Below are 25,234 nucleotides of genomic sequence, written 5' to 3' on the forward strand. Positions count from 1 at the left end.
CCGGGCGGGGCCCCGCATGGCGCCCGTTCCGGCGGGGGCGACGGCCCCCCGCCCGCCCCCGCCCGGTCCCGGTCCTGCCCTCCGCCAGCCCCCGCAAACCGTCCACTCCGGCACCGCCCCTGTAGTACAGTTGGTGGAGCAGTTTGCTGTGACCTCACGCTTGATCAAGGTAATTGTCTAAGCCGGCACGCCTCATTCAGGGGTGCGGGGGAGCAGCGGCTGACTACGCGTATCCAGCCCTCCTCATTCGGAGCTTTCACTCTTCGGGGTGCGGAGGACTGTGCTTCTTTCGGTCCGGGCCTGTGGCCCGGTGGAGAAGCGCAGTGGATGCCAGGAGCGCCGCCCGCCTGGGGGGTGCTAATCAACCGTCAACTATTGGCAGGGTAAGACAGCCCATGGGCTGTCTCATGAATGACCTGCCGGAAGGAGCGCCGGCATGCCCGTCGTAACTATGCGCCAGCTGCTTGACAGCGGCGTCCACTTTGGACACCAGACCCGCCGTTGGAACCCGAAGATGAAGCGATTCATCTTCACGGAGCGCAACGGCATCTACATCATTGACCTGCAGCAGTCGCTGTCCTACATCGACCGTGCCTACGAGTTCGTGAAGGCCACCGTTGCACACGGCGGCACTGTTCTCTTCGTTGGCACCAAGAAGCAGGCACAGGAATCCATCGCCGAGCAGGCCACCCGCGTTGGCCAGCCGTACGTCAACCAGCGTTGGCTCGGCGGTATGCTGACCAACTTCCAGACGGTCTCCAAGCGCATCCAGCGCATGAAGGAACTCGAAGAGATCGACTTCGACGACGTCGCCGGTTCCGCTTACACCAAGAAGGAACTGCTGCTCCTTCGCCGCGAACTCACCAAGCTGGAAACCAACCTCGGTGGTATCCGCAACCTGACGAAGGCGCCTTCCGCGCTGTGGATCGTTGACACCAAGAAGGAACACCTTGCTGTCGACGAAGCCAAGAAGCTGAACATCCCGGTTGTTGCCATCCTGGACACCAACTGCGATCCGGACGAAGTCGACTTCCCGATCCCGGGTAACGACGACGCCATCCGCTCCGTCAACCTGCTGACCCGCGTTGTTGCTGACGCCGTTGCTGAGGGCCTGATCGCCCGCAACCAGCGCGCCACCGGCACCACGGAAGCTCCGGTAGAGCCGCTGGCCGAGTGGGAGCGCGAGCTCCTCGAAGGCAGCAAGGCCGAAGAGGCCGCTGCCGCTCCGGCCGCAGAAGCCGCTCCGGCTGAAGAGGCACCCGCCGCAGAGGCCGCCCCGGCGGCTGTTGAGGCACCCGTCGAGGCCGCTCCGGCTGCCGACGACGCCGCCGGCGAAGCCAAGTAGTCACACAGACTGCCGGCCCAGCCGACAAGTAAACCCGGATCTCCCCACACGCTCTGCGCGTCAGGGGAACTGACAGGATGGCCGCTCACTTCTGTGAGCTGCCGTCCTGTCAGTCCGTACACCACATAAAATTTCTAGACAGAGGGGTTCACATGGCGAACTACACTGCCGCTGATATCAAGGCTCTGCGCGAGCGCACGGGCGCCGGCATGATGGATGTCAAGAAGGCTCTTGACGAGGCCAACGGTGACGCCGAGAAGGCCATCGAAATCATCCGCATCAAGGGCCTCAAGGGCGCCACCAAGCGCGAGGGCCGCTCCACCGCGGAAGGCCTGGTTGCCGCCAAGGTCGCCGGCGGCGTTGGCGTAATGATTGAAGTCAACTGCGAGACCGACTTCGTTGCGAAGGCTGACAAGTTCATCCAGCTCGCCGACAAGGTCCTGGCTGTCGCCGTCGAGTCCGGCGCTGCCGATCTCGAGACCCTGCTCGCCACCGAGGTCGACGGCAAGCCGCTGTCCGAGGTCGTCGTCGAAGAGGGCGCCGTTCTGGGCGAGAAGGTTGTTGTCCGCCGTATCGCCCGCCTCGAAGCCGCCACGGTCGACGCTTACCTGCACAAGACCTCCAAGGATCTCCCGGCCCAGGTCGGCGTGCTGTTCGCTGTTGACGGCGAAGGCGAAGCAGCTGCAACCGCGGCCCACGACATCGCCGTTCACGTTGCTGCGATGTCCCCGAACTACCTCTCCCGCGAGGACGTTCCGGCCGAGCTCGTCGAGTCCGAGCGTCGCATCGCTGAGGAGACTGCCAAGGCTGAAGGCAAGCCCGAAGCAGCCATGACCAAGATTGTGGAAGGCCGTGTCACTGGCTTCTATAAGGGCGAGGTTCTCCTCGACCAGGCATTCGCCAAGGATGCCAAAAAGTCTGTCGCGCAGGTCCTCGAAGAGGCCGGCGTCAAGGGCACCGCATTCGCGCGTTTCCGCGTCGGTTCCTAGCCAGACTCCGGTCAGACGCTTAGTCTGACACTAGTCAGACACGCTGAGGGGGTGGTCACTGCGGTGGCCGCCCCTTTTGCATGCACAGGGTATGCACGCAGGGTTTGCCTGCAGGTCATAAACCCGGGAGACCTTCCCGGGGCGCGGTCCCGGGACCGGGCGGAATGACGCCTTTGGTCCCCGGCACGATACCCTTTTTCAGAGTTCACCAACGGGAGGCACCATGGAAACCGTCACTACTTCAGCCCAGCCAAAGAAGAGCCGGCGCCGAGTCCTGTTGAAGCTGTCGGGCGAGGTCTTCGGCGGCGGGAAGCTCGGCGTTGATCCTGACACCGTCCGCGGCGTGGCCAAGCAGATCGCCGCAGCAGTCCCCGACGTCGAGGTTGCGATCGTCGTCGGCGGCGGAAACTTCTTCCGCGGCGCCCAACTGTCCCAGAGTGGCATGGACCGTTCCCGCGCCGACTACATGGGCATGCTCGGCACGGTCATGAACTGCCTGGCCCTCCAGGACTTCCTGGAACAGGCCGGCGTCGAAACCCGTGTCCAGAGCGCCATCACCATGGGCCAGGTCGCAGAAGCGTACATTCCGCGCCGCGCGATCCGCCACATGGAAAAGGGCCGTGTCGTCATCTTCGGCGCCGGCGCCGGACTGCCGTACTTCTCCACCGACACCGTGGCCGCCCAGCGCGCCATGGAGGTCCACGCCGATGTCGTCCTGATGGCCAAGAGCGGCGTCGACGGCGTCTACACCGCGGACCCGAAGAAGGACCCCACGGCCGAGAAACTGCACCACCTCAGCTACGACGACGCCCTGCGCCGCGACATCCGGGTAATGGACCAGACCGCCATGACCATGTGCAAGGACAACAACCTCACGATGGTCGTGTTCGGCATGGAAGGCGAAGGCAACGTCACCCGCGCCATTCTGGGCGAGGACCTGGGCACCGTCGTCACCCCCTAGCAACGGCTAGGATGTTTTCAGGACAGTTCCGCTCCCCGGATCCGGGGCAGGCCGACGGAACACCACCAAGACAGTGCAGCATCCCGCCGGCGGCGGGTGCACCAATTTCTGAGGAGAGACCGTGATCGAAGAAACCTTGCTCGAAGCCGGGGAAAAGATGGACAAGGCGGTTGAAGTAGCCAAGGAAGACTTCGCCTCGATCCGGACCGGCCGCGCCACCCCGGGCCTCTACAACAAGGTCCTCGTGGACTACTACGGTTCCCCGACGCCGCTGCAGCAGCTGGCCTCCTTCGCCGTCCCGGACGCCCGCACCATCCTCATCACGCCCTTCGACAAGACCGCCCTGCGCGATATCGAGCGCGCGCTGAGCGACTCCGAGGTCGGCGCCAACCCGTCGAACGACGGCAACGTCATCCGGATCACCATCCCGGACCTCACGCAGGAGCGCCGCAAGGAATACGTCAAGATCGTCAAGTCCAAGGGCGAGGACGCCAAGGTGTCCATCCGCAACATCCGCCGTAAGGCCAAGGAAACCCTGGACAAGCTGGTCAAGGACGGCGATGCCGGTGAGGACGAGGGCAGCCGTGGCGAAAAGGAACTGGATGCCATGACCAAGGCTCACGTCGACGGGATCGACGAACTGCTCAAGCGCAAGGAAGCCGAGCTGCTAGAGGTCTGATGGCGCAGGAACAGGGGGACCCCGGGGCGGACGTCCGGGGGCGGGGGAAGCAGCGGAGGAATCCGACGCCCAAAGCCGGCAGGAATCTGCCCGCCGCTACTGCGGTGGGCCTGGGCCTGCTCGGGGTTGTCCTCGGCGGACTGCTGTTTTTTCCGCTGGGGTTCGTGCTCATTGTCACTGCCTTCGGGGTCTTTGGTGTGTGGGAAGTCTTCCGGGCACTGGAAACCACCGGCACCAGGCTGCCGATTGTTCCGGTGATGACCGGCACGGTTGCGATGCCGGCGGCCGCCTACTTCGGCGGCACCGAAAGCCTCCTGTTCGCGATGGTGCTCAGCAGCGTCGCGGCCCTGATCTGGCGGTCCATGGAAGGTGCTGCCGGTTCCGCGCGCAGTATCTTCGCCGGTGTCTTCACCCTGGCCTGGATCCCGTTCCTGATCAGCTTCGCCCTGCTGCCGCTGCGCCCCTTTGCGGGGGAGACACCAGTGAGGCTGTGGCCCGACGGCGTTGTTCCCCCCGGAGCGTGGCAGATTGCCACCATCCTGCTGCTGGTGGTCGCCAACGACACCTTCGGGTACCTCGTGGGGGCCTCCCTCGGCAAGCACCCGATGGCGCCGAAGATCAGTCCAAAAAAGACCTGGGAAGGTTTCGCCGGATCCCTTGCCGGCGCCACGGTAGTCGGAGTGCCCGCCGCCATCTTCCTGCTGGACAAGCCCTGGTGGTTCGGTGTCGTCCTGGCCGTGGGCATGGTGGCCGCGGCCACTGCCGGAGACCTCTCCGAGTCCATGGTGAAACGTGAACTCGGGATCAAGGACATGAGCAGCATCCTGCCCGGCCACGGCGGGGTCATGGACCGGCTGGACTCGATCGCCTTCGCGTGTCCGGTGGCATACATCCTCTACTCCGTCTTTGCCGGCGTGTGAGACACCCGCTTTTCCACCTTCCGGCCCCTAGAATGGTGCCGGCCACACCCGTCGAACGGCATTGAAGGAACAACAGAACAGTGGACATTCAGCGGCATATTCCTGCGTCCTTTGACCGCGTGCAGCGGACCGGGTACGGCTACAACGCCAAGCAGGTCGACCAGTTCATGCAGCGCGCACGGGTGTCATTTGAAGCGCCCCAGTCCGCCGCCCGCGCGGTCAAGAGCGGGGACGTCAGGGCGGTCTCCTTCGACCCCGTCAAGGGCGGCTATGCGGCGGCCGGCGTGGACGCGGCCCTGGACCGGCTGGAGGATGCCCTTGCCCTGCGGGAACGCGATGAACTCGTGGCCGAACGCGGCGAGGAAGCATGGCTCCGCGAGATCGGCCGGCTCGCCGGCCTGCTCCGCGGGCGTCTGCACCGCCCGGACGGGCAGCGCTTCCGGCGCCCGGGCAAGGCCAAAGCCCGCAGCTACAACACCACGGACGTGGATGATCTCTGCCACGATCTGATCGGATACCTCGACAAGGACAAGCCGCTGAGCGTGGACAGTGTCCGCCGCGCCGTCTTCCGTCCCGCCGTCGGCAAGGACGGCTACGAGGAAAACCAGGTGGACGCCTTCCTGGACCGGGCCGTCGAACTCATGGCCGCCATCGATTGAGCGCCTTCAGCGTTCGGTGACCAGCGGCCGTTCCGGAGTGTGCAGCCGCGTCATGAGCCGGGTGATGCCCCGCGGCACGCGCTTCCTGGTGGCCCGCGACGCCAGGACCATCACGGCGAACGCGGCCGGCACCGTCCAGGCGGCGGGCTGCGCCAGCCACGACGGGGTTCCGCCGGCACCCAGTACGGCCCCGGCCACCATGGCCCCGCCGCACAGCAGGGCCCCCGTCGCCATGCCGGCGATCGCCCCGGCGTCGGTCAGACCGCGCCACCAGATGCCCAGCAGGAGCACCGGGCAGAGCGTGGACGCGGTAAACGCAAACACCATCCCCACACTGCCGGCCAATGCGAGCGAACCCGTCATGGAGGCCAGGCCCAGCGGGACCAGCGCCGAGATCACGGCCGCCCGGCGGAAGCCCTTCACACTGCCGCCGAAGAGATCCTGGCTGATGACCCCGGCAAGGGAGACCACCAGCCCGGACGTCGTGGACAGGAATGCGGCAAACGCCCCGGCGACCACCAGGGCGGACAGCAGATCACCCGCCATTCCGTCCACCAGCTCCCCGGGGAGCAGCAGCACCAGCGCATCGGCCTGCCCGCTTTGGGCCAGTTCGGGGGCGAACATCCGGCCGATCAGCCCGTACGCGGTCGGGAAGAGGTAGAACACCGACAACAGGCCCAGGACGATCAGGGTGGTCCGGCGGGCCGACTGCCCGTCGGGGTTCGTGTAGAAGCGCACCAGCACGTGCGGCAGCCCGAGCGTCCCGAACAGCAGCGCCACCAGCAGGGAAATGTTCTGGTACATCCCCGCCGGAGCCGCGCCCGTCGGGTTCACATACGCTTCCGCGACGGCGGGGGTTCCGGAGTCCGCCAGCACGAAGAGAATAAAAAGGACCGGCACCGCCAGTGCCGTCAGTTTCAGCCAGTACTGGAACGCCTGGACAAAGGTAATGGAGCGCATGCCGCCCGCCACCACCGTGATGCAGACGACGGCGACCACGGCCACCATCCCCACCCACGCCGGCAGCCCGGTGGTGATCCGGATCGCCAGTGCCGCGCCGTGGAGTTGCGGGACGATATAGAGCCAGCCGACCATCACGACGACGATGCTCGTGACGCTGCGGACCGCCCGGGAGTCGAGCCGCGCTTCGGTGAAGTCGGGAATCGTGTAGGCGCCGGAGCGGCGGAGCGGAGCGGCAACGAAGAGCAGCAGCATCAGGTAGCCGGCGGTGTACCCCACAGGAAACCACAGGGCATCCGTGCCGGAGAGCAGGATCAGCCCGGCGACGCCGAGGAAGCTCGCCGCCGAGAGGTATTCGCCGCCGATCGCGGAGGCGTTCCACCAGGGCCGGACCGTCCGTGACGCCACGTAGAAGTCACCGGTGGTGCGCGAGATCCGCAGCCCGTAGAAGCCGATGACGGCCGTGGCCAGCGAGACGGCGGCGAACGCCGCGATGCCGACGGCCGGGTTCACGGTCGCCTCACTTGTCACCGACGAGATCCCGGTAACGGGCCTCGTTCCGGGCTGCCGTCCGGATATACAGCCAGGCGCTGAGCCCGATCACCGGATAGATCCCGGCGCCCAGCAGCACCCAGTCGAAGGGCAGACCCATAATCGTTGACTCAGCGAGGCCCGGGACCAGTCCCAGCATGAGCGGGAACGCGACAAGGATCAGCAGGAATCCGGCGGCCACGACCACGCCAAGCCTTAACTGCGATCGGATCAGCGAGCGGACAAACACCTGGCCGGCGTCGGATTCCTCGGCGGCGTCGCGCGAATCGGCGGCCGACCGTGCGGCTGGCAGCGCGCCGCTTCCCGGCGGAAGGGTGCGGGGGGCAGTGACGCGGACGCGGGTCATGCCTGCGGCCGGATCCGGGTGGCCTCGAGCTTTTCCCGCACGGAGGGCAGGTGCCGCCGGCTGATGGGCAGTTCGGCCCCCGCCACGGTGACACTGGGCCGGGCGGCGGCAAGCTTCATATGGCTGACATGGTTCAGCGCGATGAGGTAGGAGCGGTGGATCCGCAGGAACCCGGCTTCGGCCCACTGCTGTTCCAGATCGGCCAGCGGGACCCGGATGAGGTAGCTGGCGTCCGCGGTGTGCAACCTGGCGTAGTCGCCCTGTGCCTGGACGTAGGTGACGTCTTCGCGGCGGATCATCTTGGTGGTTCCGCCGAGGTCCACGGTGATCATCTCCGGCCGCGGGGCACCTTCCTTGAGCAGCTCGCTGATCCTGCCGATCGACTTCGCCAGCCGCTCGGCGCGGACGGGTTTCAGCAGGTAGTCCACGGCGGCCAGGTCGAACGCTTCCAGGGCGCAGTCCTCATCGGCAGTGACGAACACGACCGCGGGGGGATTGCTGCTGCGCGCGATGACGCGGGCGATGTCCAGGCCCGAGAGTCCGGGCATGTGGATGTCGAGGAACACGGCGTCAACGTCCTCGGCGTCGAGGGCCCGCAGGGCCTCGGTCCCGGAAGACGCGCGGTGGATGGTGCCGATCCGGTCGTCCCGGCCGAGCAGGAAGGCCAGTTCCTCCACGGCGGGCAGCTCGTCGTCGGCGACGAGGACGTTAATCATGGTCCAAGACTAACGCCGGAGGCGGATGGCCCCTATCAGGCATCGTGGCGTGGCTGGGACTTGGGGACGCGCATCGTGATCAGGGTGCCTTCGCCGGGAGCCGTCTCGATCACCAGGCCGTGTTCGTCGCCGTAGACCTGGCGCAGCCGGGCATCGACGTTGCGCAGCCCGACATGCTCGCCGCCGCCGTGCCCGGCAAGGACTGCCTGCAGCTGTTCCGGATCCATGCCCACACCGTCGTCCTCGATGGTCACCTCAGCGAAGGCACCGGCATCGTTGGCCGTGATGGAAATGTGGCCGGGCCCCTCCTTGGCCTCGAGGCCGTGCCGGACCGCGTTTTCCACCAGCGGCTGCAGGCTCAGGAAGGGGATTACGGTACTGAGCACTTCAGGGGCAATCCGCAGGCTCACCTGCACACGGTCGCCGAACCGGGCCCGTTCCAGCAGCAGGTAGCGGTCGATGCAGCGCAGCTCCTCGGCAAGGGTGGTGAAGTCCCCGTGCCGGCGGAAGGAATAGCGGGTGAAGTCGGCGAACTCCACCACCAGCTCCCGGGCCCTGACCGGATCGGTGTTGATGAAGGACGCGATCGCGTTCAGGGAGTTGTAGATGAAGTGCGGGCTGATCTGCGCCCGGAGCGCACGCACCTCGGCCTCCATCAGCAGCGTGCGGGACGCGTCGAGTTCGGCCAGTTCCACCTGCGTGGCCACCCAGTCGGCCACCTCGCTGGTGGCCCGGACCAGCCCGGCACCGGCCGCCGGGGCGAAGGCCGCCACGACGCCCACCACCCGGGTCCCGGCCCTGATCGGGGCGATCACAGCGGCGCGTTCGACGTCGGCGCGGGTCGCCACGGTGCCCTTGCCCTGAGCGAGTTCCTGCACTTCGCCGGCCGGAATGACGGCGGTATGGCCGCCGTCGAGCACTCCGGCCGCGAGCTCCATCAGCAGCGGTTTGAACGCCTCCCCGGCACCGTCCCAGGCCAGCACGCCATTGGTATCCGTGATCGCCAGCGCGTCGCAGCCCAGCAGGCTGCGCAGCTGCCGGCTGGCTTTGGCGGCGCCGGCGGGATTCAGGCCTGTCCTCAGGTGCTGGCCGGCGCGCGAGGCCGCATGCAGCGTCTTGTAGGTGGCCCGTTCGGCGTCCGTGCCAAGCTCCCGGAAGGAGCGGAGCACCTTGAGTCCAACGGCGGCGACGACGGCGATCGCCGCAGCGATCACGGCGATGGCGGCGGCGATGAACAGGGGAGAGTCGGGCATGGGCCCAGCGTATCGCGGCACCTGCCGGGCAGGGGCCGAAGGGGCTCCGGACGCTGCCGCGGGCACCGTTGAGCGCAGCATCCCGACCGCTGAGCGACGCAGGGCCGGACGGTTCTGGAAGTTGACTGGCCCACGCGAGAGAGTGATTGCAGTCACATTGGCCGGAGGACTGTTCGGAGCAGGCCAAGGCAGCCGGTGTGGACTCACAAGTCTCAATGAGGAGGAACGATGGGTCACGAAGCCCAAGAAACGGACGCCACGGCGGACGTGGACTTCAAGGAAGTCCAATCGACGCCGCGGTTCCAGGAACTGCGCAAGCGTCAACGCAGCTTTGTCTTTCCGATGGCCATTGCATTCCTGCTCTGGTACTTCGCCTATGTCATCCTGGCCGACTACGCGGTGGAATTCATGTCCACCAAGGTCTGGGGCAACATCAACGTCGGCCTGATCATGGGCCTGCTTCAGTTCGTGACCACGTTCGCCATCACCGGCTGGTACGTCAGCTACTCGAACCGGAAGCTTGACCCGATCGCAGCGGAAATCCGCAACGAAATCGAAGGCCACGAATTCGACAAGCATGGCAACAAGATTAACGGGGTAGAGAAATGACGTTTATGGTCCCCGCAGTGGTCGTTGAGGATCTCAAGGAAACCACGCTGCTGAACATGGGCATTTTCGCCCTGTTCGTGGCGATCACGATGATCATCGTGATCAAAGCAAGCAAAAACAACAAGACGGCCGCCGACTACTACGCCGCCGGACGGTCCTTCACCGGATCCCAGAACGGCACCGCCATCGCAGGCGACTACCTCTCGGCGGCCTCGTTCCTGGGGATCACCGGAGCCATCGCCATCAACGGCTACGACGGCTTTATGTACTCCATCGGCTTCCTGGTCGCCTGGCTCGTCGCCCTGCTGCTCGTGGCCGAACTGCTGCGTAACACCGGCAAGTTCACCATGGCCGACGTCCTCTCCTTCCGGCTCAAGCAGCGCCCCGTGCGCATCGCGGCGGCCATCTCCACCCTCGCGGTCTGCTTCTTCTACCTCCTGGCCCAGATGGCCGGAGCCGGCACCCTGATCTCCCTGCTCCTGGGCATCAGCGACTGGGGCGGACAGGCGCTGGTCATCATCGTCGTCGGCGCCCTGATGATCATGTATGTACTGATCGGCGGTATGAAGGGCACTACCTGGGTCCAGATCATCAAGGCCGTGCTCCTGATTGCCGGCGCTGCCGTCATGACCCTCATGGTCCTCGCCGTCTACGGCTTCAACCTCTCCGCCCTGCTGGGCGGCGCGGTGGAAGCCTCAGGCAACCAGAACCTCCTGAACCCGGGCCTGCAGTACGGCAAGACTGAAACCTCCAAGATCGACTTCATGTCCCTGGCGCTGGCCCTCGTGCTTGGCACCGCGGCCCTGCCCCACGTACTGATGCGCTTCTACACGGTTCCGACCGCCAAGGAAGCCCGCAAGTCCGTGGTCTGGTCCATCTGGCTGATCGGCCTGTTCTACCTGTTCACCCTGGTCCTGGGCTTCGGTGCTGCAGCACTGGTTGGCGCTGAAACGATCAAGGGCGCCCCGGGCGGCGTCAACTCCGCCGCACCGCTGCTGGCGTTCCACCTCGGTGGGCCGCTGCTGCTCGGCTTCATTTCGGCGGTGGCGTTCGCCACCATCCTGGCCGTCGTCGCCGGCCTCACGATCACCGCGGCGGCGTCGTTCGCCCACGATATCTATGCCAGCGTCATTGCCAAGGGCAAGGCCGACGCCGCCACCGAGGTCAAGGTGGCGCGGCGCACCGTGGTCGTCATCGGCGTGCTGGCCATTATCGGCGGCATTTTCGCCAACGGACAGAACGTGGCATTCCTGGTGGCCCTCGCCTTCGCAGTGGCGGCCTCGGCCAACCTGCCCACCATCCTGTACTCGCTGTACTGGCGCAAGTTCACCACCCAGGGCGCCATCTGGAGCATGTACGGCGGGCTCGGCTCGGCGATCATCCTGATCGCGCTGTCCCCGGTGGTCTCGGGTGCCAAGACGTCCATGATCCCGGGCGCCAACTTCGCGATCTTCCCGCTCAGCAACCCCGGCATCGTCTCCATCCCGCTCGCGTTCTTCCTGGGCTGGCTCGGTTCGGTGCTGGATAAGAACGTGGAAGACATCACCAAGCAGGCCGAAATGGAAGTCCGCTCCCTCACGGGTGTGGGCGCCGAAAAGGCCGTCGACCACTAAGCACCAACCGCTGGTGATCTCACCGGCTGACACACACAGCAGGAGCCCCCGTGCAACAGCACGGGGGCTCCTGCCGTTGTGGGGCGTGGCGCCGCCGGCGGTCCCGCCGCGGGGCCCCTTAGCCTTCGGCGGAGCCACGTTCCAGCAGCGGCTGGATCCGGAACGGGATCAGCTCACCCATGGCCAGTGCGGTGTCCGTCCGGTCGACGCCGTCGCAGGCCAGGATCTTGCCGGTGATCCGGAACAGGTCCTCCGCGTCGAGCGCGACCACCCGGAGCAGCAGGTCAGCCGAGCCGGTCAGGCCGTAGCCCTCCAGGATCTCCGGAATATCGGCCAGTTCCACCGCCAGCGTGCCCAGCTTCTGCTGCTGGACGTGCACCGAGATGAAGGCCATCAGCGGATAGCCCAGCGCGGCCGGATTGATGCGCCGCTCAAAGGACAGGAACACGTGTTTCTTCTCCAGCTGGGCCATCCGGGCCTGCACGGTATTCCGTGACAACCCCAGTTTCTGCGCCAGCGCCACCACGGTCCGGCGGGGGTCCCGGGCCATGGCCGAAAGTAGGCGGGTGTCGGTGCCATCCAAGGGTTGCATAATGCGCAAGATTAGCACGGTGCCAAGGCGCCAGACAGTGCAGAATGCTCAATCTATGCGCAGGTGGTTGTACCCAATGGGTGTTGTGAGTAGGGTCACAACTATCCGGGGCAACGGCGCCCGGGCGGCTGGCGCGCACCGGGATCACGAGTCCCGCGGGCACCGGTCAGACGACGTCAGAAGGTGCGTACAACTGTGTTTACCGACGACGCGGGCAAGGGCGGAATTTCCGCCGGGGGCCCCGGGAACAGTGCAGAATCAAACAGGCGGACGGGCGGGGATCTCGTCCAGCTCATCACCCCCGGGGGTGAACGCGTAAGCCACCCCGAGTTCGATCCCTGGGTCCAGGACGTCAGCGACGAACAGCTCGGCGCGCTGTATGAAGACATGGTGGTCATCCGGCGGATCGATGCCGAGGCCACCGCCCTGCAGCGCCAGGGTGAACTCGCCCTCTGGCCGCCGCTGCTGGGCCAGGAAGCCTCCCAGATCGGTTCGGCCCGTGCGCTGCGTGGGGACGACTTCGTCTTCCCCAGCTACCGCGACAACGGTGTGGCCTACTGCCGCGGGGTGAACCCCGAGGACATCGTCAAAGCCTGGCGGGGCAATGCCCTGGCCGGCTGGGACCCCTACACGGTCAACGTCGCAACCCAGCAGATCATCATCGGCGCCCAGACCCTGCACGCCACCGGCTATGCCATGGGAATCCAGAACGACGGCGCCGACTCGGTCGCCGTGGCCTACTTCGGCGACGGCGCCACGAGCGAGGGCGACGTCAACGAGGCCCTGGTGTTCGCCGCCAGCTTCCAGTCCCCGGTGGTCTTCTTCTGCCAGAACAACCACTGGGCAATCTCCGAGCCCGTCCGGCTGCAGTCGCACATCCAGATCGCGGACCGCGCGGCAGGCTTCGGCATCCCCAGCATGCGGGTGGACGGGAACGACGTCCTGGCCGTGATGGCGGCAACCCGGATCGCGACCGACCGCGCACGTCATGGCGGCGGACCCACCTTCATCGAGTCCGTCACCTACCGGATGGGCCCGCACACCACAGCGGATGATCCCACCCGCTACCGGGACGCGAACGAACTCGAGGACTGGGCCGCCAAGGACCCGATCGCCCGGCTGAAGTCGCTGCTGGAGCGCAAGGGACTGCTCACCGACGAGCTCGAAACCGCCGTCGCCGCCAAAGCGGACGCCGTCGCCAAGGCGCTGCGGTCCGGCACCATCAACATGCCCGAGCCGCAGCCGCTGGACATCTTCAAGCACGTCTACAGCACGCCGCATTCCCCGCTGGAGACCCAGCAGGACCACTATTCCCGTTACCTGGCTTCCTTCGGCGATCCCGCGGAAGCCGCTACTGAAGAAGGTGCACGCTGATGACGCAGATGACCTTTGCCCGAGCCATCAATTCGGGCCTGCGCAAGTCCCTCGAAAACGATCCCAAGGTGATCCTCATGGGCGAGGACATCGGCGCCCTCGGCGGCGTCTTCCGCGTCACGGACGGCCTGCAGAAGGACTTCGGCAAGCACCGCGTCGTGGACACCCCGCTCGCCGAGTCCGGCATTATGGGCACCGCGGTGGGCCTGGCCTACCGCGGGTACCGCCCGGTGGTGGAGATCCAGTTCGACGGTTTCATCTACCCGGCGTTCGACCAGATCGTCAGCCAGGTTGCCAAGATGCACTACCGCACCCAGGGTGCGGTCAAGATGCCCATCACCATCCGCGTGCCCTTCGGCGGCGGCATCGGATCCCCGGAACACCATTCCGAGTCACCGGAGGCCTACTTCACCCATACCTCGGGCCTGCGCGTGGTCAGCGTCTCCAACCCGCAGGACGCCCACACCATGATCCAGCAGGCCATCGCCTCGGATGATCCGGTGCTTTATTTCGAACCCAAGCGCCGCTACCACGACAAGGGCGAGGTGGACGAGACCCAGGACCTCAGCGCCGCCCTGTCAATGGAGAAGGCCCGCGTCGTCACCGAAGGCCAGGACGTGACGCTCGTGGCCTACGGCCCGCTCGTCAAGACGGCCAAGGACGCCGCGCTCGCCGCCGCTGACGAGGGAGTCTCGGTCGAGGTCATCGACCTGCGCTCGCTCGCCCCGCTGGACTTCGCGACCCTGGAAGCCTCGGTCCGGAAGACCGGCCGGCTGGTCATCACGCATGAAGCCTCCCAGACCGGCGGCATCGGCGCCGAAGTGGCCGCCAGCATCACCGAACGCTGTTTCTACCACCTCGAGGCTGCCCCGGTCAGGGTCACCGGCTTCGACGTTCCGTACCCGTACTCGAAGCTTGAGATGCACCACCTCCCGGGCCTGGACCGCATTCTGGACGGCGTCGACCGCGCTCTGGGCCGCCCCAACTCCCTGAGCGGGCTGGAAGGATGAGCGCCACCATGATCAAGGAATTCAGGCTGCCGGACCTCGGTGAAGGTCTGACTGAATCGGAAATTGTCGCGTGGAAGGTCGCGGTGGGGGATACCGTCGCGCTCAACCAGATCATCGCGGAGGTGGAAACTGCCAAGGCCGTCGTCGAGTTGCCCTCACCGTTCGCCGGTGTGGTCTCGGCCCTGCACGAACAGCCCGGCACCGTCGTGGAGGTCGGCAAGCCGATCGTCTCCTTCGAAGTGGAGGGCGACGACGGCGGTCCCGCCGGCGGCTCCGGAACGGCCGGAGGCGGGGACGCAGACGCGCCCGCCAAACGCGAAGCGAACCTCGTCGGCTACGGCGCCGTCCTGGAGACTTCCGGCCGCCCGGCCCGCCGCGCCCGCAGCTTCGCTGCCGCGGTGGTTCCGGTGGTTCCGGTGGTTCCGGTGGCTCCGGTGGTTCCGGAGGCCGGGCGTGTTGGGACCCTGCCTGCGTCCGAATCCGAGGAACGCCCGCGGTCCACGCCGCCGGTGCGCAAGCTTGCCAAAGATCTCGGCGTCGACCTCGTTTTGGTCACCGGCACCGGGGAGTCCGGGCTCATCACCCGGGACGACGTCCGCAACTTCGTCGGCGGGGGTGAGAAGCCGGTTGCACCCCGGGACCTGGCCGGTGTGTCAGCGCAGGCTCCCGCCGCGGCGCAGGGCGAGCGGGAAACCAGGACGCCGATCAAGGGCGTGCGCAAGTTCACCGCGGCCGCCATGGTCTCCAGTGCGTTCACCGCACCGCATGCCACGGAGTTCCTCACCATTGACGTAACCCCGACCATGGAGCTGCTGGCGAAGCTCAAGGCCAGCCGCGCGTTTGCCGGCTACAAGCTCACGCCGCTGACCCTCGTGGCCAAGGCCGTGCTCATCGCGCTGAAGAACCACCCCACGCTCAACACCTGCTGGGATGAAGCCAGGCAGGAGATTGTCCAGTACAACTACGTGAACCTGGGCATAGCGGCCGCCACCCCGCGCGGCCTGACCGTGCCGAACATCAAGGACGCCGACCGGATGGCCCTGCTGGAGCTCTCCACGGCGCTGACCGAACTGACGGACGCGGCGCGCGCGGGCAGGACCGCTCCGGCCGAGCTCTCCGGGGGCACCATCTCCATCACGAACATCGGGGTCTTCGGCATCGATGCCGGCACGCCCATCCTCAATCCGGGCGAGGCCGCCATTCTGGCCCTCGGTGCCGTGCGGAAGATGCCCTGGGAATACCAGGATGAGGTGGCGCTGCGGCAGGTCATGACGCTCAGCCTGTCCTTCGACCACCGCCTGGTCGACGGCGAGCAGGGCTCCCGGTTCCTGCAGGACCTCGGCGCCATCCTGGCCGATCCGGGCATGGCCCTCGCCATGGTCTAGCGGCGCCGGGCTCACGGCTGCCGGCTGCACTCTCCGTCTTGGGGGCAGCCGGCAGCTTTGTCTTGTGGCAGCTTTGTCTTGTGGCAGTTTTGTCTTGTGGCGGGCCTGGGGGAGCCGTCTAGCCGAGTGGTTCGGGGACGGGCGGGGCCATCAGGGCCGCCAGGGCCATGCTCTGCAGCAGCGGCCGGGCCCGCTTGACCGCAATCCGCCGCCCGTGGCTGCGCACCGAGTGCGGGGTGGAGTTGATCAGGCCGAAGGTGGCGTGGGCGCGCATCCGGAGCTCGGTATCCTCGGTTCCGGGGTGCAGCCCGGCCAGGACCCCGACCCAGAGCTCCACATAGTTGCGCTGCAGCGTGCGGACCTCGGCCTGGTCCTCGTCGGCGAGGTTGCTGAAGTCCTGGTCCTGCACGCGGATGACGTCGGGGTTGCTGAGCGCAAAGTCCACATGGAAACCAACCAGCCGGTGCAGCGCAACGGCGGCGCCGTCGGAATCGGCGATCACGCGCCGGCCGCCGTCGATCAGCTCCTGGCTGACGCTGAGCAGCAGCGCACCCAGGACGGCCTGCTTGCCGGCGAAATGCCGGTACACCGCCGGTCCGCTGACACCGGCGGCCGCGCCGAGGTCCTCCAGGGAGACCCGGTTGAATCCGTCGACGGCGAACAGCGCCGCCGCCGAGGACAGCAGCGCCTGGCGGCGGTTCTCCTTGGCCTGGCTGCGCGGGGTCGTTGGCGGCAGGGCCGCCGGGGGCTGCGTGCCGGTGGTGTTCGTCTCGCTGGGCTCGGTCACCGGCACATCCTTCATTGAGAAATAATCCAGCCGTTCTGTGGCGCAGTGTTGGACATCACAGTTAATAGAGACTAACCTAAATCTCAGTTATGCGGGACTAACCGAAGTTGCTGGAACGGGCGCAGTACAGGTCCCCAGCATGAAGGCCGAGAACGGAAGCAGTCAATGGAGACAATCGCCAGCCAGGTGGACGCCACGAGCGCCGCCTTTGCCGCGAACCGGGACGCCCAGCTGGGGCTGGCCCGCGAGCTGAAGGAACGACTCGCCACGGCCGCACTGGGCGGGCCGGAGAAGTCCCGGGAACGCCACGTGGCCCGCGGCAAGCTCCTGCCCCGGGAACGCATCGACCAGCTGCTGGATGACGGCAGCCCGTTCCTGGAAATCGCGCCGCTTGCCGCCGACGGCATGTACAACGACGACTCGCCCGGCGCCGGTGTTATTGCCGGGATCGGCCTGGTCCACGGCCGCCAGGTGCTGGTGATCTCCAACGACGCCACTGTCAAGGGCGGCACCTACTACCCGCTGACGGTCAAAAAGCACCTCCGGGCGCAGGAAATCGCCCTGGAGAACCGGCTGCCCTGCATCTACCTCGTGGACTCCGGCGGGGCGTTCCTGCCCAAGCAGGACGAGGTCTTCCCGGACAAGGAACACTTCGGCCGGATCTTCTTCAACCAGGCCAAGATGTCCGCGGCCCGGATCCCGCAGATCGCCTCCGTGATGGGCTCGTGCACCGCCGGCGGCGCCTACGTCCCCGCGATGAGCGATGAGACAGTGATCGTCCGCAACCAGGGCACCATCTTCCTGGGCGGCCCGCCGCTCGTGAAGGCCGCGATCGGCGAGATCGTCACGGCCGAGGAACTCGGCGGCGGCGATGTGCACGCCAAGATCTCCGGGGTCACCGACCACCTGGCCGAGAACGATGAGCATGCCCTCCAGATCGTCCGTGACATCGTCTCCACCCTGCCCCGCCCGGCAGCCCCCGCCTGGGAGATCGACACCGTCGTCGAACCCCTGGCGGATCCGGAGGAGCTGTACGGCGCCGTCCCCACCGACGTCAACGCCCAGTACGACGTCCGCGAGGTCATCGCCCGGCTGGTGGACGGCAGCCGCTTCCACGAGTTCAAGAAGAACTACGGCACCACCCTCGTCACCGGTTTCGCGAAGCTGCACGGCCACCCGGTCGGGATCGTCGCGAACAACGGCGTGCTCTTCAGCGAGTCCTCGCTCAAGGGGGCACACTTCATCGAACTCTGCGACCAGCGCGGCATCCCGCTGATCTTCCTGCAGAACCTCTCCGGCTTTATGGTCGGCAAGGACTACGAGCAGGGCGGCATCGCCAAAAACGGCGCCAAGATGGTCACGGCGGTCGCCACGGCCCGGGTGCCCAAACTGACCGTGGTGATCGGTGGCTCCTTCGGCGCCGGCAACTACTCCATGTGCGGGCGGGCCTACTCGCCGCGCTTCCTGTGGATGTGGCCGGCGTCCCGGATCTCGGTGATGGGCGGCAACCAGGCCTCCGGCGTGCTCGCGACGGTGAAGCGGGACCAGTACGAGGCCCGCGGCGAGGAATGGTCCGCCGCGGACGAGGAAGCATTCAAAGCCCCGATCAAAGCCCAGTACGAGGATCAGGGCAGCCCCTACTACTCCACCGCCCGCCTCTGGGATGACGGCGTGATCGACCCCGCGGACACCCGCACCGTCCTGGGACTGGCGCTCGACGTCGTCTCCCGCACCCCGCTGCCGGAGACCTCCTTCGGCCTTTTCCGGATGTGAGCCAACCATGACTCTTTCTTCGTCAACTGCTTCTTCGCCGACTACGACTTCACACAACCCCCTGTTCGGCACCGTGCTCGTCGCCAACCGCGGCGAGATCGCCTGCCGGGTGATCCGTACCCTGCGCGCGCTGGGTATCCGCTCGGTCGCCGTGTATTCCGACGCCGACGCCGGAGCCAGGCACGTGCGCGAGGCCGACCTCGCCGTTCGGATTGGCCCGGCCGCCGCGGCCGAGAGCTACCTGAAGATCGAGGCCATCATCCAGGCCTGCCGCGACACCGGCGCCGACGCCGTGCACCCGGGCTACGGGTTCCTGAGCGAGAACGTGGACTTCGCCCGGGCCCTGGAAAAGGCGGAGATCACCTTCATTGGCCCCGGCGTCGAATCCCTCAACGTTATGGGCGACAAGATCCGCTCCAAGAACCACGTCACGGGCTACGGTGTTCCCGTGGTGCCGGGCATCGCCGAACCCGGCATGACGGACGCGCAGCTCATCGACGCCGCGGCCGGCGTCGGTTACCCGCTGCTGATCAAGCCCTCCGCCGGCGGCGGCGGGAAGGGCATGCACATCGTCGAACGCCCCGAGGACCTGGCAGCCACCCTGGTGACCGCCCGCCGGGTCGCGGCCAGCGCCTTTGGCGATGACACCCTGTTCCTGGAACGCCTCGTCCTGACCCCGCGGCACATCGAGGTCCAGATCCTCGCGGACAACCACGGCAACGTGATCCACCTCGGGGAGCGCGAGTGCTCGCTGCAGCGCCGGCACCAGAAGGTCATCGAGGAGGCGCCCTCCCCGCTGCTGGAGGCCCTGAACGACGGCGGCACGACCCGGGCGCGGATCGGCGAGGCCGCCTGCAACGCCGCCCGCAGCGTCAACTACAGCGGCGCCGGCACCGTGGAATTCCTCGTTTCCGACAAGGCCCCGGACGAGTTCTTCTTTATGGAGATGAACACCCGCCTGCAGGTCGAACACCCGGTCACCGAAATGGTCACCGGCGTCGACCTCGTCGAATGGCAGGTCCGGATCGCGGCCGGCGAGGAACTCACCGTCCGCCAGGAGGACGTCGTGCTCACCGGACACTCGGTGGAGGCGCGCGTCTACGCGGAGGTCCCGGAGAAGAACTTCCTGCCCTCCACCGGGCGGGTCTGGCTGCTGGACGAGGTGCCCGATGACGCAGAGGGCACGGTCCGGGTGGACTCGGCCCTGTTGGAGGGCCTGGAGCTTTCGTCCAACTACGACCCGATGATCTCCAAAGTTATCGCCTGGGGCCAGGACCGCACCGCGGCCCTGGATACCCTTGACAAGGCGCTGGCCGGGTATACGGCGCTGGGCATCGAGACGAACGTCGAATACCTGCGCCTGCTGATCAACGACGCCGACGTCCGCGCCGGCCGGCTCGACACGGGACTGATCGAGCGCAAGATGCCGGAATTCACCTTCCGCCGGGCGGGCGACTTTGAGGCGGTTGCCGCTGCCTTGCACGTCGCTGCCTTGCAGGAGCCCGATGGGCAGGTGCATGGGACAAACCCGTGGGAGCTTCGCGACGGCTGGAGGATTGGTGCCCGCGCCCCGCGGCGGATCAGCCTGGGAACGCCCGACGGCGGTGTCGCCACGGTGGAGGTGTCCGGCTCGGTAGGACACGGCACGGCGACGGTAAGCGTTGACGGCGGGCCGCAGCGCACGGCGTCGCTGCGTTTCCCCAAGCGCGACCTTCCAGAGTTGATTCTCGACGGCGAATCCCGGGTGTACTCGCTCGCGCCGGTATCCATGGAACCCGTCGGCCGGCACCGGGACAACCTGGCTCCCACGGAACTCTTCCTCGGCAACGAGGGCTGGTCCTGCCGGCTGGAGGTCCTCACCCGTGAGACCCGGCTGGCCCGGGTCCTCGCGGCGATTGAACGCGAGGAGGGCGCCGCGGACCCCGCCGTGCGCTCGCCGATGCCCGGCACCGTGGTGTCGGTGTCCGTCAGCAACGGCGACACCGTAGCGGCCGGCCAGGTGCTGCTCGCTGTGGAGGCCATGAAGATGGAACACCAGCTCGTGGCGCCTCTGGACGGAACCGTGCACATCAGCATTGCCTCCGGAGATCTCGTGAAGGCAGACCAGGTCCTCGCCACGATCCACCCCGCTCACCCGACGGAGCCCTCCAAGGCCGAGGACACCATCGAGGAAGCCGTCATCGCCATGGGCGCGGCGGAGTAGCCACCCCGGCGCAGGCACCCGGCCGCAGCCCCAGTTCCCAGACAGCACTACACACAGCACTACAGGCAGCACTACAGAGCGCAGCACCGACGAAGGAGTCACCATGACTAGTTTTGAACTCAGCGAGGAATACCAGGACCTCAGCGACACGGTCCGCGAATTCGCCGACCGGGTGGTCGCCCCGGTCTCCGCCAAGCACGACGAGGAGCACAGCTTCCCCTACGAGGTCGTCTCCCAGATGGCGGACATGGGCCTGTTCGGCCTGCCGTTCCCGGAAGAATTCGGCGGCATGGGCGGGGACTACTTCGCCCTGGCCCTCGCCCTGGAACAGCTCGGCCGCGTTGACCAGTCCGTCGCCATCACCCTGGAGGCCGGCGTCTCCCTCGGCGCCATGCCGATCCACCGCTTCGGCAACGCCGCCCAGAAGGAGGAGTGGCTGCCGCTGCTGGCCTCCGGCAAGGCGCTCGCCGGATTCGGCCTGACCGAGCCGGAAGCCGGCTCGGACGCCGGCGGCACGAAGACCTCCGCCAAGCTCGGCGGCGGCGAGTGGGTCATCAACGGCAACAAGGAATTCATCACCAACTCCGGCACCGACATCACCCGGCTCGTCACCGTCACCGCGGTGACCGGCCAGCAGGAGCGCCCGGACGGCAGCATCAAGAAAGAAATCTCCACCATCCTGGTGCCCACCGACACCCCCGGCTTCAAGGCGGAGAAGGCCTACAACAAGGTTGGCTGGAACGCCTCGGACACCCACCCGCTGACCCTTGACAACGTCCACGTCCCCGAGGAAAACCTGCTCGGAGCCCAGGGCCGCGGCTACGCCAACTTCCTCTCCATCCTCGACGAGGGACGGATCGCGATCGCCGCGCTCGCCGTCGGCGCGGCCCAGGGCTGCGTGGACCAGTCCGTGAAGTACGCCAAGGAACGCAGCGCGTTCGGGCAGAACATCGGCAAGTACCAGGCCATCGCCTTCAAGATCGCCCGGATGGAAGCGCGCGCCCACACCGCCCGCCTGGCCTACTACGACGCAGCCGCCCGGATGCTCGCCGGCAAGCCGTTCAAGACGCAGGCGGCCATCGCTAAGATGGTCGCAGGCGAGGCAGCCATGGACAACGCGCGGGACGCCACCCAGGTGTTCGGCGGCTATGGCTTCATCAACGAATTCACCGTGGCACGCCACTACCGCGACTCCAAGATCCTAGAAGTCGGCGAGGGCACCACGGAGGTCCAGCTGATGCTGATCGCCCGCGAACTGGGGCTCTAACCCGCCCGCTGGCCGCAACCGCCGACAGAAGGATCAACGATGATTAACAAAGTTGTGGCCAGCGCCGCCGAGGCCGTGGCGGACATCCCCGACGGCGCGTCACTCGCCGTCGGCGGGTTCGGGCTCTGCGGCATTCCCGTGGCCCTGATCGAGGCCCTGCACCAAAGCGGCGCCACGAACCTGGAGACCGTGAGCAACAACTGCGGAGTCGACGACTGGGGACTCGGGATCCTGCTGAAGGACGGCCGGATCCGCCGCACCATCAGCTCCTACGTGGGGGAGAACAAGGAGTTCGCCCGGCAGTATCTCGCCGGTGAGCTCGAGGTGGTCCTGACCCCGCAGGGCACGCTGGCCGAGAAGCTGCGCGCCGGCGGCGCCGGCATCCCTGCGTTCTACACGCCGGCCGGCGTCGGCACCCAGGTGTCCGACGGCGGCCTGCCGCAGAAGTACGACGCCGGGGGCAACGTCGTGATCGCCTCCGCGGCGAAGGAGGTGCGCGGCTTCCACGGCGCCGACTATGTCCTCGAGGAGTCGCTGACCCCGGACTTCGGCCTCGTGCACGCCTGGAAGGGGGACCGCCACGGCAACCTCGTCTTCCACGCCACCGCAATGAACTTCAACCCGCTCTGCGCCATGGCCGGGAAGATCACCATCGCCGAGGTCGAGGAACTCGTGGAGCCGGGAGAACTGGACCCCGAACACGTCCACATTCCCGGCATCTTCGTCCAGCGCGTGGTGCTCGCGACCGGCGTCGAGAAACGGATCGAGAAGCGGACGGTGGCCCTGGCTGCGGCGTCCACAGCCGGTACCGCAGCTGCAGCAACAAACCAGTCAGGAGCCTAGGCCATGGAATCCAACAGCCTGCAGGGCGGACCGCCCCGTCCCGAAGCGGTCCGCCATGAGTACCGGCCTGCCGCCGTCGAACACCCTGACGGTGTGCAGACCAAGGGCTGGACGCGCAACGAACTGGCCGCCAGGGTGGCGCGGGAACTGCACAACGGGCAGTACGTCAACCTCGGCATCGGCATGCCCACGCTGATTCCCAACTACATCCCCGCCGGCGTCGAGGTGGTCCTGCACTCCGAGAACGGCATCCTCGGCGTCGGGCCGTACCCGGCGGAGGATGCGGTGGATCCGGACCTGATCAATGCCGGCAAGGAAACCGTCACGGTCAACAAGGGCGCCGCATTCTTCGACTCCGCCGCGTCCTTTGGCATGATCCGTGGCGGGCACGTGGATGTTGCCGTGCTCGGTGCGATGGAAGTGGCGCAGAACGGTGACCTGGCCAACTGGATGATCCCGGGGAAGATGGTCAAAGGCATGGGCGGCGCCATGGACCTCGTGTTCGGGGCCAAGAAGGTGATCGTGATGATGGAGCACGTGGACCGGAACGGCAGGCCCAAGATCGTGGAACAGTGCACGCTGCCCCTGACCGGCAAAGCCTGCGTGGACCGCATCATCACCGACCTGGCGGTCATCGACGTCGTGACCGAGGGAAGCACCTCCCGGCTGGTCCTGCGTGAACTCGCCCCCAACGTGACCGCCGAGGACGTGGCCGCGGCCACCGGCGCCGAACTCTTCGAGGAAGATCAGGAACTGACCGTATGACGACCGAACCCCTGCAGGAGCGCGCGAGTGAATCCCGCGTCAGCGAACCCCGCGTCATTGAACAGCGCGGGCTGTACTTCGATGAGCTCGAGGAGGACGTGGTCTACGCGCACCGGCCCGGCCGGACCGTGACCGAGGCGGACAATGTCCTCTTCACCACCATGACCATGAACACCCAGGCCCTGCACCTCGATGCCGCCTGGAGCGCGGAGCAGCCGTTCGGCCAGCGCCTGATGAACTCCATGTTCACCCTGGCCACCGTGGTGGGACAGTCCGTTCCCCAGCTGACCCAGGGCACCATCATCGCCCAGCTGGGGCTCACGGACGTGTCCTTCCCGCACCCGATGTACCACGGGGACACCCTGTACACGGAAACTGCGGTGACCGGGAAGAGGCTGTCCTCCTCCCGCCCGGGCCAGGGCATCGTGACCATGAAACATACCGGCCGCAACCAGCACGGCGAGGTCGTGGCCCTCGCCACCCGCAGCGCCCTGATGTGGACACGGGACGCGCACACTGCTGCGCAGCAAGCACACTCTGCGCAGCAGGAAAACACTGCGCAGCAGGAAAACACTGCGCAGCAGGAAAACACTGCGCAGCAGGAAAACACTGCGCAGCAGGAAAAACCAGCCCGGAAAGAACGGGCACAGAGAGGCAGAATAGACTCATGAGCTTCCTGATGGGCCCCGCCCTGCTGTTTTGCCCCGCCGACCGCCCGGAGCGGTACCAGAAGGCCGCCGAGCGCGCCGATGCCGTGATCGTCGACCTGGAGGACGCCGTCGCACCGGCGGATAAACAGCGTGCCCGCGGCGCCATCCTCGCCCAGCTCGGCGCCACCGGGGACGTCCCCGAGCTGGACCCGAGCCGCACGATCGTCCGGATCAACCCGGCCGGCACGGAGGAATTCGCGAAGGACCTGCACTGCCTCAAGCACACCCCGTACCGGCACGTGATGCTCGCCAAGGCCGAGAGCGCCGAGCAGCTCAGGGAGCTGGAGGGCTACAGCGTGATCGCACTCTGTGAGACCGCGCTGGGGGTTCTCAATGCCGCCGCCATCGCCGCTGAACCCAACGTGGTCGGTCTGATGTGGGGCGCCGAGGACCTGATCGCCTCGCTCGGCGGCACCTCCAGCAGGACGGACGACGGGGCCTACCGTGCGGTTGCGCTGCACGCCCGCTCCGCTGTGCTGCTGGCCGCCCGCGCCTTAGGCAAGGAAGCCGTTGACTCCGTGTACGTCAACATCCCGGACCTTGCGGGGCTCGCCGTCGAAGCCCGCGACGCCGTCGCCTCAGGCTTCGGTTCCAAGGCCTGCATCCACCCGAGCCAGGTGGCCGTGGTGCGCGGTGCCTACGCGCCGTCCGAGTCCGAGGTCGCGGCAGCCACCGAACTGCTGGCAGCAGCAGCCGCCGCAGGATCGGGCGTGTTCCAGTACCAGGGCAAAATGATCGACGGGCCCATCCTCAAGCACGCCGAATCCACGCTCCGCCGCGCGGGCGGCTAGCCCCGGCGGTTCCGGCCTCTCGTTATGCCGGCGGGGCGTGTGGCTGGAGCTCCGCCCGGGCTCCCGAGGTCGGAACTTCGTCGATTCACCACGTATGGCCGCTTTGGCGGGTCCTTTAGCGGCCCTTTGCGT

General features: G+C 67.0%; 24 protein-coding genes. 18 read left to right on the forward strand and 6 right to left on the reverse strand.

Features of this window, described 5'->3' with window-relative positions; genetic code table 11:
• The first annotated feature begins 436 nt into the window (after positions 1–436).
• The 6 genes from rpsB (at position 437) to ACZYX4_RS04610 (ending at position 5,553) form a co-directional block, all read left to right on the forward strand.
• Positions 437–1,345, forward strand: a complete 909-nt coding sequence (gene rpsB, locus ACZYX4_RS04585; RefSeq protein ID WP_463874037.1) for a 30S ribosomal protein S2 — start codon at positions 437–439, stop codon at positions 1,343–1,345.
• Between the two features lie 152 nt (positions 1,346–1,497).
• Entirely contained in the window at positions 1,498–2,334 is an 837-nt protein-coding gene (tsf, locus tag ACZYX4_RS04590; RefSeq protein WP_463874038.1) for a translation elongation factor Ts, read from the forward strand.
• 223 nt (positions 2,335–2,557) lie between these two features.
• Positions 2,558–3,295, forward strand: coding sequence for a UMP kinase (pyrH, locus tag ACZYX4_RS04595; protein ID WP_463874039.1), 738 nt, complete (start codon positions 2,558–2,560; stop codon positions 3,293–3,295).
• A 121-nt stretch (positions 3,296–3,416) separates the two neighbouring features.
• On the forward strand, positions 3,417–3,974 hold the full coding sequence (gene frr, locus ACZYX4_RS04600) for a ribosome recycling factor (protein WP_463874040.1): 558 nt from the start codon (positions 3,417–3,419) through the stop codon (positions 3,972–3,974).
• Complete coding sequence (locus ACZYX4_RS04605) at positions 3,974–4,894, forward strand: phosphatidate cytidylyltransferase (protein ID WP_463874043.1); 921 nt, start codon at positions 3,974–3,976, stop codon at positions 4,892–4,894. The genes frr and ACZYX4_RS04605 overlap by 1 nt, the downstream gene beginning before the upstream one ends.
• Before the next feature lie 80 nt (positions 4,895–4,974).
• Positions 4,975–5,553 carry a DivIVA domain-containing protein gene (locus ACZYX4_RS04610; RefSeq protein ID WP_463874046.1) on the forward strand — a complete coding sequence of 193 codons (579 nt, stop codon included), beginning with the start codon at positions 4,975–4,977 and terminating at the stop codon, positions 5,551–5,553.
• Positions 5,554–5,559: 6 nt separating this feature from the next.
• Here ACZYX4_RS04610 and ACZYX4_RS04615 read toward each other — a convergent pair whose 3' ends face one another.
• The 4 genes from ACZYX4_RS04615 to ACZYX4_RS04630 are packed head-to-tail and all read right to left on the reverse strand — an operon-like array spanning position 5,560 to position 9,380.
• Positions 5,560–7,026, reverse strand: a complete 1,467-nt coding sequence (locus ACZYX4_RS04615; protein WP_463874262.1) for a sodium/solute symporter — start codon at positions 7,024–7,026, stop codon at positions 5,560–5,562.
• Positions 7,027–7,033: 7 nt separating this feature from the next.
• The gene (locus ACZYX4_RS04620; protein WP_463874049.1) at positions 7,034–7,411 is read right to left on the reverse strand and encodes a DUF485 domain-containing protein; all 378 of its coding nucleotides are present in this window, start codon (positions 7,409–7,411) and stop codon (positions 7,034–7,036) included.
• Positions 7,408–8,127, reverse strand: coding sequence for a LytR/AlgR family response regulator transcription factor (locus ACZYX4_RS04625; RefSeq protein WP_463874052.1), 720 nt, complete (start codon positions 8,125–8,127; stop codon positions 7,408–7,410). Before ACZYX4_RS04625 ends, ACZYX4_RS04620 begins: the two co-directional genes overlap by 4 nt.
• Before the next feature lie 35 nt (positions 8,128–8,162).
• Positions 8,163–9,380, reverse strand: coding sequence for a sensor histidine kinase (locus ACZYX4_RS04630; RefSeq protein ID WP_463874055.1), 1,218 nt, complete (start codon positions 9,378–9,380; stop codon positions 8,163–8,165).
• Between the two features lie 228 nt (positions 9,381–9,608).
• Here ACZYX4_RS04630 and ACZYX4_RS04635 point away from each other — a divergent pair, with 228 nt between their 5' ends.
• Both ACZYX4_RS04635 and ACZYX4_RS04640 read left to right on the forward strand, forming a co-directional pair.
• Entirely contained in the window at positions 9,609–9,989 is a 381-nt protein-coding gene (locus tag ACZYX4_RS04635) for a DUF485 domain-containing protein (RefSeq protein ID WP_463874056.1), read from the forward strand.
• Positions 9,986–11,602: a solute symporter family protein gene (locus ACZYX4_RS04640; protein WP_463874058.1), complete on the forward strand. Its 1,617-nt coding sequence runs from the start codon at positions 9,986–9,988 to the stop codon at positions 11,600–11,602. The genes ACZYX4_RS04635 and ACZYX4_RS04640 overlap by 4 nt, the downstream gene beginning before the upstream one ends.
• 118 nt (positions 11,603–11,720) lie before the next feature.
• On the opposite strand, the gene ACZYX4_RS04645 is transcribed toward ACZYX4_RS04640, so the two are convergent.
• Entirely contained in the window at positions 11,721–12,194 is a 474-nt protein-coding gene (locus ACZYX4_RS04645; protein WP_463874059.1) for an Lrp/AsnC family transcriptional regulator, read from the reverse strand.
• Positions 12,195–12,389: 195 nt separating this feature from the next.
• Between ACZYX4_RS04645 and pdhA the strand changes: the two genes are divergently transcribed.
• From pdhA to ACZYX4_RS04660, 3 genes are read left to right on the forward strand one after another with little or no spacing between them, the layout of a single operon-like run.
• Positions 12,390–13,568, forward strand: a complete 1,179-nt coding sequence (pdhA, locus tag ACZYX4_RS04650) for a pyruvate dehydrogenase (acetyl-transferring) E1 component subunit alpha (protein WP_463874060.1) — start codon at positions 12,390–12,392, stop codon at positions 13,566–13,568.
• Positions 13,568–14,578, forward strand: a complete 1,011-nt coding sequence (locus ACZYX4_RS04655) for an alpha-ketoacid dehydrogenase subunit beta (protein WP_463874062.1) — start codon at positions 13,568–13,570, stop codon at positions 14,576–14,578. The genes pdhA and ACZYX4_RS04655 overlap by 1 nt, the downstream gene beginning before the upstream one ends.
• Positions 14,575–15,963, forward strand: coding sequence for a dihydrolipoamide acetyltransferase family protein (locus ACZYX4_RS04660; RefSeq protein WP_463874064.1), 1,389 nt, complete (start codon positions 14,575–14,577; stop codon positions 15,961–15,963). The genes ACZYX4_RS04655 and ACZYX4_RS04660 overlap by 4 nt, the downstream gene beginning before the upstream one ends.
• Before the next feature lie 118 nt (positions 15,964–16,081).
• On the opposite strand, the gene ACZYX4_RS04665 is transcribed toward ACZYX4_RS04660, so the two are convergent.
• Positions 16,082–16,750, reverse strand: a complete 669-nt coding sequence (locus ACZYX4_RS04665) for an SACE_7040 family transcriptional regulator (RefSeq protein ID WP_463874066.1) — start codon at positions 16,748–16,750, stop codon at positions 16,082–16,084.
• Between the two features lie 165 nt (positions 16,751–16,915).
• Here ACZYX4_RS04665 and ACZYX4_RS04670 point away from each other — a divergent pair, with 165 nt between their 5' ends.
• The 7 genes from ACZYX4_RS04670 (at position 16,916) to ACZYX4_RS04700 (ending at position 25,102) form a co-directional block, all read left to right on the forward strand.
• Positions 16,916–18,523, forward strand: a complete 1,608-nt coding sequence (locus ACZYX4_RS04670; protein ID WP_463874067.1) for a carboxyl transferase domain-containing protein — start codon at positions 16,916–16,918, stop codon at positions 18,521–18,523.
• A gap of 7 nt (positions 18,524–18,530) precedes the next feature.
• Positions 18,531–20,726: an acetyl/propionyl/methylcrotonyl-CoA carboxylase subunit alpha gene (locus tag ACZYX4_RS04675; protein ID WP_463874070.1), complete on the forward strand. Its 2,196-nt coding sequence runs from the start codon at positions 18,531–18,533 to the stop codon at positions 20,724–20,726.
• 103 nt (positions 20,727–20,829) lie between these two features.
• Complete coding sequence (locus ACZYX4_RS04680) at positions 20,830–21,993, forward strand: acyl-CoA dehydrogenase family protein (RefSeq protein WP_463874071.1); 1,164 nt, start codon at positions 20,830–20,832, stop codon at positions 21,991–21,993.
• Between the two features lie 39 nt (positions 21,994–22,032).
• On the forward strand, positions 22,033–22,836 hold the full coding sequence (locus tag ACZYX4_RS04685) for a CoA transferase subunit A (RefSeq protein ID WP_463874073.1): 804 nt from the start codon (positions 22,033–22,035) through the stop codon (positions 22,834–22,836).
• 3 nt (positions 22,837–22,839) lie between these two features.
• Entirely contained in the window at positions 22,840–23,601 is a 762-nt protein-coding gene (locus ACZYX4_RS04690) for a CoA transferase subunit B (RefSeq protein WP_463874076.1), read from the forward strand.
• Positions 23,598–24,272 carry a MaoC family dehydratase gene (locus ACZYX4_RS04695; RefSeq protein WP_463874078.1) on the forward strand — a complete coding sequence of 225 codons (675 nt, stop codon included), beginning with the start codon at positions 23,598–23,600 and terminating at the stop codon, positions 24,270–24,272. Before ACZYX4_RS04690 ends, ACZYX4_RS04695 begins: the two co-directional genes overlap by 4 nt.
• Positions 24,269–25,102, forward strand: a complete 834-nt coding sequence (locus ACZYX4_RS04700; protein WP_463874079.1) for an HpcH/HpaI aldolase/citrate lyase family protein — start codon at positions 24,269–24,271, stop codon at positions 25,100–25,102. The genes ACZYX4_RS04695 and ACZYX4_RS04700 overlap by 4 nt, the downstream gene beginning before the upstream one ends.
• Positions 25,103–25,234: the final 132 nt, after the last annotated feature.

Source organism: Pseudarthrobacter leeuwenhoeki (assembly GCF_055412885.1).

Coding starts and splice junctions, on each gene's coding strand:
- rpsB (WP_463874037.1), top strand. CDS start 437: ATGCCCGTCGTAACTATGCGCCAGCTGCTTGACAGCGGCGTCCACTTT.
- tsf (WP_463874038.1), top strand. CDS start 1,498: ATGGCGAACTACACTGCCGCTGATATCAAGGCTCTGCGCGAGCGCACG.
- pyrH (WP_463874039.1), top strand. CDS start 2,558: ATGGAAACCGTCACTACTTCAGCCCAGCCAAAGAAGAGCCGGCGCCGA.
- ACZYX4_RS04605 (WP_463874043.1), top strand. CDS start 3,974: ATGGCGCAGGAACAGGGGGACCCCGGGGCGGACGTCCGGGGGCGGGGG.
- ACZYX4_RS04620 (WP_463874049.1), bottom strand. CDS start 7,411: ATGACCCGCGTCCGCGTCACTGCCCCCCGCACCCTTCCGCCGGGAAGC.
- ACZYX4_RS04625 (WP_463874052.1), bottom strand. CDS start 8,127: ATGATTAACGTCCTCGTCGCCGACGACGAGCTGCCCGCCGTGGAGGAA.
- ACZYX4_RS04630 (WP_463874055.1), bottom strand. CDS start 9,380: ATGCCCGACTCTCCCCTGTTCATCGCCGCCGCCATCGCCGTGATCGCT.
- ACZYX4_RS04635 (WP_463874056.1), top strand. CDS start 9,609: ATGGGTCACGAAGCCCAAGAAACGGACGCCACGGCGGACGTGGACTTC.
- ACZYX4_RS04640 (WP_463874058.1), top strand. CDS start 9,986: ATGACGTTTATGGTCCCCGCAGTGGTCGTTGAGGATCTCAAGGAAACC.
- ACZYX4_RS04645 (WP_463874059.1), bottom strand. CDS start 12,194: ATGCAACCCTTGGATGGCACCGACACCCGCCTACTTTCGGCCATGGCC.
- ACZYX4_RS04655 (WP_463874062.1), top strand. CDS start 13,568: ATGACGCAGATGACCTTTGCCCGAGCCATCAATTCGGGCCTGCGCAAG.
- ACZYX4_RS04660 (WP_463874064.1), top strand. CDS start 14,575: ATGAGCGCCACCATGATCAAGGAATTCAGGCTGCCGGACCTCGGTGAA.
- ACZYX4_RS04670 (WP_463874067.1), top strand. CDS start 16,916: ATGGAGACAATCGCCAGCCAGGTGGACGCCACGAGCGCCGCCTTTGCC.
- ACZYX4_RS04675 (WP_463874070.1), top strand. CDS start 18,531: ATGACTCTTTCTTCGTCAACTGCTTCTTCGCCGACTACGACTTCACAC.
- ACZYX4_RS04680 (WP_463874071.1), top strand. CDS start 20,830: ATGACTAGTTTTGAACTCAGCGAGGAATACCAGGACCTCAGCGACACG.
- ACZYX4_RS04685 (WP_463874073.1), top strand. CDS start 22,033: ATGATTAACAAAGTTGTGGCCAGCGCCGCCGAGGCCGTGGCGGACATC.
- ACZYX4_RS04690 (WP_463874076.1), top strand. CDS start 22,840: ATGGAATCCAACAGCCTGCAGGGCGGACCGCCCCGTCCCGAAGCGGTC.
- ACZYX4_RS04695 (WP_463874078.1), top strand. CDS start 23,598: ATGACGACCGAACCCCTGCAGGAGCGCGCGAGTGAATCCCGCGTCAGC.
- ACZYX4_RS04700 (WP_463874079.1), top strand. CDS start 24,269: ATGAGCTTCCTGATGGGCCCCGCCCTGCTGTTTTGCCCCGCCGACCGC.